Here is a 7,202-nt window from a genome sequence, read left to right on the forward strand (position 1 = left end):
GGCGGATGAAATCAGAACGGGTAAAATCGCAACTGATGCACCTGAATTTGAAGAAGCTGAAGCACGAGTTAAAGATTCAATCAGTAAATTTTTGAACAATAACGGTTCAAAATCCGTAGATTATTTCCACAAAAAATTAGGTTTGATCATGTGGAATAAAGTGGGTATGGGTAGAAATGAAAAAGGATTAACAGAAGCAATCGCTGAAATTGCCCAATTGAAAGAAGATTTTTACCGCGATGTAAATGTTCCAGGAAGTAACGAAGAGTTGAATCCTCAATTAGAAAAAGCACTAAGAGTTGCCGATTTAATTGATTTGGGTCAATTGATGGCGATGGATGCTTTACAACGTAAAGAATCTTGTGGAGGTCATTTCCGTGAAGAATACCAAGATGCTGAAGGCGAAACACTTCGTGATGATGAAAACTTCTCTTTTGTGGGAGCTTGGGAATACAAAGGGGATGATATTACAAAAGAAGAACTTCATAAAGAAGAATTGAAATACGAGTTTATAAAAATCGCAGCTAGAAATTACAAATAAAATAGTATGAGTGCAGCAAAAAATATCAATATAAACCTTAAAATTTGGCGTCAAAAAAATGCCAATTCAAAAGGGAGCATGGAAACATATAAATTAGATAATGTTTCTACTGCAAGTTCGTTTTTGGAAATGTTAGACCAATTAAACGAACAATTAATAAACGAAAATATAGAACCAGTAGCTTTTGATCACGATTGTCGTGAGGGAATTTGCGGGATGTGTTCTTTATATATTAACGGACGTGCTCATGGACCAGATACCGGAATTACGACTTGTCAGTTGCACATGAGAATGTTCAACAATGGCGATACCATTTACATCGAACCATGGAGAAGTAAAGCATTTCCTGTAATTAAAGATTTAGTGGTAGATAGAAGTGCTTTCGACAGAATTCAACAAGCAGGTGGTTTCGTATCGGTAAATACTTCAGGGAATACCATTGATGCAAACTCCATTCCAGTACCAAAAGACGATGCAGACAAAGCATTTGAAGCAGCAGCTTGTATTGGATGTGGTGCGTGCGTAGCGACGTGTAAAAACGGTTCGGCCATGTTATTTGTAGGTGCTAAAGTATCACAATATGCATTGTTGCCTCAAGGTAAAGTAGAAGCCACTAATCGTGTGTTAAATATGGTACGTCAAATGGACGAAGAAGGATTTGGAAATTGCACCAATACTGGCGCTTGCGAAATCGAATGTCCAAAAGGAATTTCGTTAGAAAACATCGCTCGTATGAACAGAGAATTTTTAAAAGCTTCTGTGAAATAATCCGACTTATTTTATATAAAAAAGCACGCTTTTTAGCGTGCTTTTTTAATATTTATTGACTTCTAAAATAACTTATAAGAAGCTAATATTGAAAAAGAATTTATCTCACTTTGGCTTAAAGTTTTAATTGGAGTATAGTTTAGTGAAAAACAATATCTATCATTATAGTTATAGCCTAATCCTACACGAATGAACATTGGTGTTGAATCTTTAGTGTTTTCTGAAACAATTAATGGTGTTGCATATTCTAATTCAGGGTCAAATGCTCTATCATTTGTTTTTCTTAAATAAGCAATAAAACCGTAAGCCATATCAATAGATATCTTAGATTTATTATTTAAATAAAAATACTTTCTTATTCCTATAGGTAACTCAATATAAGAGTAATCATCTTTCATTTCAACAATTCCATTATAACCTCCATATAAGTTAGTTTTCATTTCGGATAATTCTTGATTCTGAATCTGATAATTTGGAGCAAGGAAAACAGACCATTTATTGTGGTTAAAAGGCAGCAATAATTCTGTTTCAAAGCCAAAAATAGCGTTAACCGATGAAGATTTATTGTTTAAAGGTCTATCTTCCCGGCTTACAAAAGTCAGCTTAGATTCCATGCTATAAAAATTTACACCTGCTAAAATTTTAAAATTAAATTTGAATTTTGTTTGATTAGTTCCATAATATACGTAATCTGAGTTTTTACATTTATTATAATTTGAAATGTATTCTATTAATTCCTGTCTTCTATAATTTAGTTTACGAATATCTATTTTATTTTCATTACAACTTAAATTAGTATAAATTTCTTTTCTGAATGTAAAATCTTCCTCCATTTTATTATCATTTTGGAATTTTTTATAAATCAATTGCTTAATAATATTGTCTTTTTCATAAAGAAAAATATTGCTATTATATGCATATAAGTTAACATTACCTTCAATTACAACTCTCAATAATTTTGTGATAGTTATAATTTTTTCTGATTTCTGATTAGTGTTTTCATCAATAGTAAAAGTTTTTTTTAGAAAGTAATGTTCAGAATTATAAATCTGAAATGATTTTATTTCATTTGATGTAATTTTTTCTACAATTGCGGTATCATTTAGTTTGTATTCTATTTCTTTGGGAGCATTAATCCAGTCATAATTTTTAATAAAACATTCTGTTTTAATATTTTCATTAGTAATGAAATAACCCTTTTCAAAATTAATTTGTGATGAAATGTTAACACTATATACAAGTGTAAATAATAACATAAAGCAACGCATAATAATAGTATTTTTGGTAAATATAAATATATTTATAAATTAATATTATGAAAATTGCTTTTTTTCAGTCCGAATTAACTTGGGAAAACCCTGCTGAGAACCGAAAAAATATCGAACGTTATTTTCGCAACACGCCGCAGGCTATCGATTTGTTTGTGTTGCCCGAGATGTTTACGACAGGCTTTACAATGCATCCACATGAGGTGGCAGAGACATTAGATGGGGAAACAATTAGCTGGCTTAAAAAATTGGCAGCTGAGAAAAACTGTGCCATCACAGGAAGTTTGATCATTAAAGAAAATGGAAAATACTACAACCGCATGATCTTTGTTTTTCCTACAGGCAAGGTAGCATTTTACGACAAGCGGCATTTATTTACTTTGGCAGGAGAAGATAAAATATATACTAAGGGGGAAGAAAAAGTAATTGTAAAGTATAAAGGTTGGAACATCTGTCTTCAGATTTGTTATGATTTACGTTTCCCAGTTTTTGCACGAAATATTGAACAATACGATTTATTACTCTATGTTGCTAATTGGCCAAAACCAAGAATTAACGCCTGGGATGCCTTATTAAAAGCACGCGCTATAGAAAACATGTGTTATACGATTGGCGTAAATAGAATAGGAACTGATGCGAATCAATTAGAGTACCCAGGCCATTCTCAAGTGTTCGATTGTATGGGTATGGAACGATTGAATGCGCACAATGAATCTGGTATTTTTTGTTGTGAATTGGACCTATTGCAACAAAATGCAAAAAGGGTTCAATTTAATTTTTTAAACGATGCCGATCGGTTTACGCTGGATTAATCCAAATTAAAATCTTGCTCTACATCCCAGTTGGCCCTCACGTCGAGTATTTTAGGGTAATATACTATTTCTTCGGCTTGTTTTTTGGCCAAATAATCACCGGTATCCCATATTCCATTGCCGTTATCATCATAGATTACTCGGAGTGTGTACAATTTGGGTTCAATAGTTTCAAAGAGCATAGAAGTTTCTTTTTGAGATGTTTTAGAATATAATATATCGCCGCTTTCATTGAGAACTTCTAAAATAATTGGAAATCGTTTGACACCAGAAAGCGTAACTTTTAGGTTGCCATAATCGGCTAATAATTTGGTGTTTACTTCAAATTGCAGCGAATCATTTTTCGCCGCATAAAAATCAGTGATGGCTTCAGGTAATAGCTCTAAGGTATATTTTTCTTCCTCTTCTTTTTTAAAATCAAATCGAATTTCTTGGTTGTACTCGTCATAATCTGCTGTAAATTTTACCGCCACAGAATCTTTATTTCTTAGCATTATTTTTGAAACATCTATTTTATCAATGGGGGTATTAGTAGTCAATGTTAATTGATCCCTAAACGATAATACGCCCTGTGTTTTGGCGATAATTTTTAAACTATCACTGGATTTAATGTTTTTCAATTTAGACGTAAAGGATTTAGAATAAGTGTCATTTTCTACTGTAACTTCAAGCGAATCCAATTCCATTTTAGGAAAAAACAATTGGACAGTATCTTTATCCGTTTGAGGGTATTTTGTAAGGCGCAAAGGAATGTTTTCTCCTCTTTTTTTTGCGGTTACTTTCAGGTTTTTGGCATTTCCTTCGTATCCTAAATACAGTTTGTTGTTGCTTTCTTGCGTGGGCTTGTAAACTTTAAATTGCGGTTTTTCTGTAAATAATTCTAATTCGTAAGCTGTTGAAGTGGGTAAAGTAATCGCCTCATTTATAAAGCCAATTTTATCACTTTTAGGATCAAATTTATTATTTCCAGATTTGTCTTTTAATGCAATAATTTGATAGTTTCCTTCTTTTAAATTTTCAAGAGAAAAAACGTGTAAACTATCTAGTGTATTGGTAACATACAATGGGGTTTCTTTATACACTGTTGAATCAGTAAACGTTTTAGCATCATACAGTAATATACTCACAAAATTATCTGGTTTTTGTTTGTAGGCATCTTTAATTTTCCCTACTAAAGTAAGCGAATCTATGTATGTCCCTGTCGAAAAAACATATTTGAATTGTGAGTACGGGTTGTTCTCATTATTATCCGTAATGCTTTGTCCAAAATTAAAACTGTAGGTGGTATTTTCTTGTAGTGTATCCAACAATTTAATCGAAATAAATTTACTTGCACTACTTTGCGGAATGATAATCGGTTGCTTTTTAAGGGGGGGCGAAATAATCAATTGTTTGGTGATGTCTTTCACTTTGATCAATTCATCAAAATTAATTTTTATTTCATTGCTTTTAAAATTTGTGCTAAAGTTAGCCGGTAAACTTCCAACAATCTTTGGAGCAATAGTATCTTTGGGGCCGCCCGAAATGGTTCCTCTTTTGGCACAATTCGAAAAAAAAGTGGCGAGAACCAAAAGCGACACGATATATTTTAATTTTATCATTTTCTAAAAATAAAGAAGTTACAAAATAACAACTATAATTGATGTAAACATACAATTTTTAGTAATTTTTAAGAATCAGTATAGGCAATGGTAAGAATACTAATTTTTGCATTTGGAATTTTTAATAGGACTTTGCCACAAGCCTCTAACGTGGCTCCCGTAGTAATCACATCGTCCACTAATAAAAAATGTTTACCATGATCTGAAGAAGTAAATACTGCTTCAAAGCGCGCTTGTTCCACCTTTGTTCGAGCTTCTTTATTTTTTTTGGTTTGCGTATTGGAATAGGTCGTTCGAATTAATAGTTGGTCGTTCCATTCAATTTGTAATTGTTCCGATAAGGCTTCGCAAAAAGAAGTGACTTGGTTGTATCCTCTTTCTTGTAGTCTTTTTTTATGGAGCGGCACCGGAATTATTACTGAAAATTTTTGATTTGCCGCAATTTTTTGAAGGTCATGTGCATACCAATTACCTAGTAAAGTTCCAATTTCAGGTTTGTTTTTATACTTCAATTGATGTATGAGATTTTGCACGATCCCATCTTTATGAAAATAAAGCATAGCGCTGCAAAATTCTATTGGAAGAACCCCATAAAATTTAGCAGCAATATAATTGTTTGGATTCAAATGATGTTGTGTATGTGGGAGATTGTGTCGGCATTTTGCACAAATTAACCCTTCATTTTCTAATAATAAGGCGTTACAGCCAGCACATAAATTAGGGAAAAGTAAGTTTATCAGATTTTTTAGCATTTGGTCGGTTTATTAAAATAAAATTAATTAATTTAAATACTTTTGTAGTATATAAGTAGGGTATGACAAGTAAGAAAAACAAAATTACAAAAATAAGTATCATAGTATTGCTGTTCTTATTGTTGTTTTTTAGTGTAAATTATTATAGTGTTAAAGTTGAATTAGCGGATTATAAAAAACAATCTGAGTTAGAAATCAAAGTTTTAGAAAATCAGCTTAGTGAGATACTGCACAAATATGATTCTCTAGGAGAAGAATCAATCAAAAACGCCAAACGTATTGCCCAATCAGTTGATTCGACTTCTCCGGTCAATCAAACTGCCGATTCTATGGCTTTTTATGCCAATAAAGCTAAGGCATTAAGCGCTAAAATTGCTGTTAAAAATCAAGCTTTAGTTAAAGCTAAAAACAATGTTGCGGTTTCAAATCCTGTAGTGGTAAATCGATTATCGGCCATTAATATCAATGCAAAAGGAGTAAAAATTTATTCAGATTTGTACAAATCGAGTAACTCTCAAATCCAACAGTTGCGTGTTTGTTATACACTTCAGAAGAATGAAATTGTAAAATCGGGAGCTAAAACCTTGTACATTCAAGTAGTTAATCCAAAGAACCAAATTATCTCCAAGGAAAATTCTTCAGTAGAAAATGAAGCGGGTGTTAAATTGGTGTATAGTGCCGTTTCTGAGGTCAATTACAACAAAAACGACACCGACGTTTGTGCTTATGTCGATTTGATTCAAAATAAGACACCTAAAGGGAAATACATCATCAATGTTTACAGTGAGTTTGCCAAAATTGGCTCCTCTACATTTGATTACAAATAATCCCTTAAAACTTTTCTTTATTCCAATCCTATTTTTACTTTTGCAGTATGGCAAAACAAGATGATATTTTTAAAAATGTAGTTTCGCATGCAAAAGAATACGGATTTATTTTTCCGTCAAGCGAAATTTACGATGGTTTAAGTGCGGTATACGATTATGCACAAAATGGGGTGGAATTAAAGAAAAACATCCGTGAGTATTGGTGGAAAGCAATGGTACAAATGCACGAAAATATTGTGGGTTTAGACGCTGCTATTTTAATGCACCCAACTACTTGGAAAGCTTCGGGTCACGTGGATGCCTTCAATGATCCATTGATTGATAATAAAGATTCTAAAAAAAGATACCGTGCCGATGTTTTAATTGAGGATTATGCCGAAAAATTAAATCAAAAAGCACAAAAAGAAATTGACAAAGCGAGCGAGCGTTTTGGCGCTTCCTTTGATGAAGAGCAATACAAAACTACCAATCCTCGTGTGATGGAATATTTGGCTAAAAAGAAGGAAATTCTAGAACGAATGGCCCGTTCTTTAGAAACTGAAAACCTAGCCGATGTAAAAGCCTTAATTGAAGAACTAGAAATTGCTTGTCCAGAAAGTGGTTCAAAAAATTGGACTGATGTAAAGCAATTCA

General features: G+C 32.6%; 6 protein-coding genes and 2 pseudogenes. 5 read left to right on the top strand and 3 right to left on the bottom strand.

What is annotated here, in order from left to right:
* Positions 1-541 (top strand): annotated as a pseudogene (locus ACIQ6Z_RS08330) (fumarate reductase/succinate dehydrogenase flavoprotein subunit); the annotation flags it as partial.
* Positions 542-547: 6 nt separating this feature from the next.
* The gene (locus ACIQ6Z_RS08335) at positions 548-1,309 is read left to right on the top strand and encodes a succinate dehydrogenase/fumarate reductase iron-sulfur subunit (protein WP_396196680.1); all 762 of its coding nucleotides are present in this window, start codon (positions 548-550) and stop codon (positions 1,307-1,309) included.
* Positions 1,310-1,371: 62 nt separating this feature from the next.
* Here the strand turns inward: ACIQ6Z_RS08335 and ACIQ6Z_RS08340 are convergent, their stop codons facing one another.
* Positions 1,372-2,577, bottom strand: coding sequence for a hypothetical protein (locus tag ACIQ6Z_RS08340; RefSeq protein WP_396210438.1), 1,206 nt, complete (start codon positions 2,575-2,577; stop codon positions 1,372-1,374).
* A gap of 47 nt (positions 2,578-2,624) precedes the next feature.
* Here ACIQ6Z_RS08340 and ACIQ6Z_RS08345 point away from each other — a divergent pair, with 47 nt between their 5' ends.
* On the top strand, positions 2,625-3,389 hold the full coding sequence (locus ACIQ6Z_RS08345; protein WP_396210439.1) for a nitrilase family protein: 765 nt from the start codon (positions 2,625-2,627) through the stop codon (positions 3,387-3,389).
* Here the strand turns inward: ACIQ6Z_RS08345 and ACIQ6Z_RS08350 are convergent.
* Positions 3,386-4,990: an Ig-like domain-containing protein gene (locus tag ACIQ6Z_RS08350; RefSeq protein WP_396210440.1), complete on the bottom strand. Its 1,605-nt coding sequence runs from the start codon at positions 4,988-4,990 to the stop codon at positions 3,386-3,388. The genes ACIQ6Z_RS08345 and ACIQ6Z_RS08350 overlap by 4 nt on opposite strands.
* 68 nt (positions 4,991-5,058) lie before the next feature.
* Positions 5,059-5,742 carry a ComF family protein gene (locus ACIQ6Z_RS08355; RefSeq protein WP_396210441.1) on the bottom strand — a complete coding sequence of 228 codons (684 nt, stop codon included), beginning with the start codon at positions 5,740-5,742 and terminating at the stop codon, positions 5,059-5,061.
* A gap of 62 nt (positions 5,743-5,804) precedes the next feature.
* Between ACIQ6Z_RS08355 and ACIQ6Z_RS08360 the strand changes: the two genes are divergently transcribed.
* Together ACIQ6Z_RS08360 and ACIQ6Z_RS08365 are read left to right on the top strand one after the other, a co-directional pair.
* Positions 5,805-6,569 carry a hypothetical protein gene (locus tag ACIQ6Z_RS08360; protein WP_396210442.1) on the top strand — a complete coding sequence of 255 codons (765 nt, stop codon included), beginning with the start codon at positions 5,805-5,807 and terminating at the stop codon, positions 6,567-6,569.
* Positions 6,570-6,616: 47 nt separating this feature from the next.
* A pseudogene (locus ACIQ6Z_RS08365) lies at positions 6,617-7,202 on the top strand (glycine--tRNA ligase); the annotation flags it as partial.

This window comes from Flavobacterium sp., assembly GCF_044376915.1.
Lineage (GTDB): Bacteria > Bacteroidota > Bacteroidia > Flavobacteriales > Flavobacteriaceae > Flavobacterium.

Coding starts and splice junctions, on each gene's coding strand:
- ACIQ6Z_RS08355 (WP_396210441.1), bottom strand. CDS start 5,742: ATGCTAAAAAATCTGATAAACTTACTTTTCCCTAATTTATGTGCTGGC.
- ACIQ6Z_RS08350 (WP_396210440.1), bottom strand. CDS start 4,990: ATGATAAAATTAAAATATATCGTGTCGCTTTTGGTTCTCGCCACTTTT.
- ACIQ6Z_RS08340 (WP_396210438.1), bottom strand. CDS start 2,577: ATGCGTTGCTTTATGTTATTATTTACACTTGTATATAGTGTTAACATT.
- ACIQ6Z_RS08345 (WP_396210439.1), top strand. CDS start 2,625: ATGAAAATTGCTTTTTTTCAGTCCGAATTAACTTGGGAAAACCCTGCT.
- ACIQ6Z_RS08335 (WP_396196680.1), top strand. CDS start 548: ATGAGTGCAGCAAAAAATATCAATATAAACCTTAAAATTTGGCGTCAA.
- ACIQ6Z_RS08360 (WP_396210442.1), top strand. CDS start 5,805: ATGACAAGTAAGAAAAACAAAATTACAAAAATAAGTATCATAGTATTG.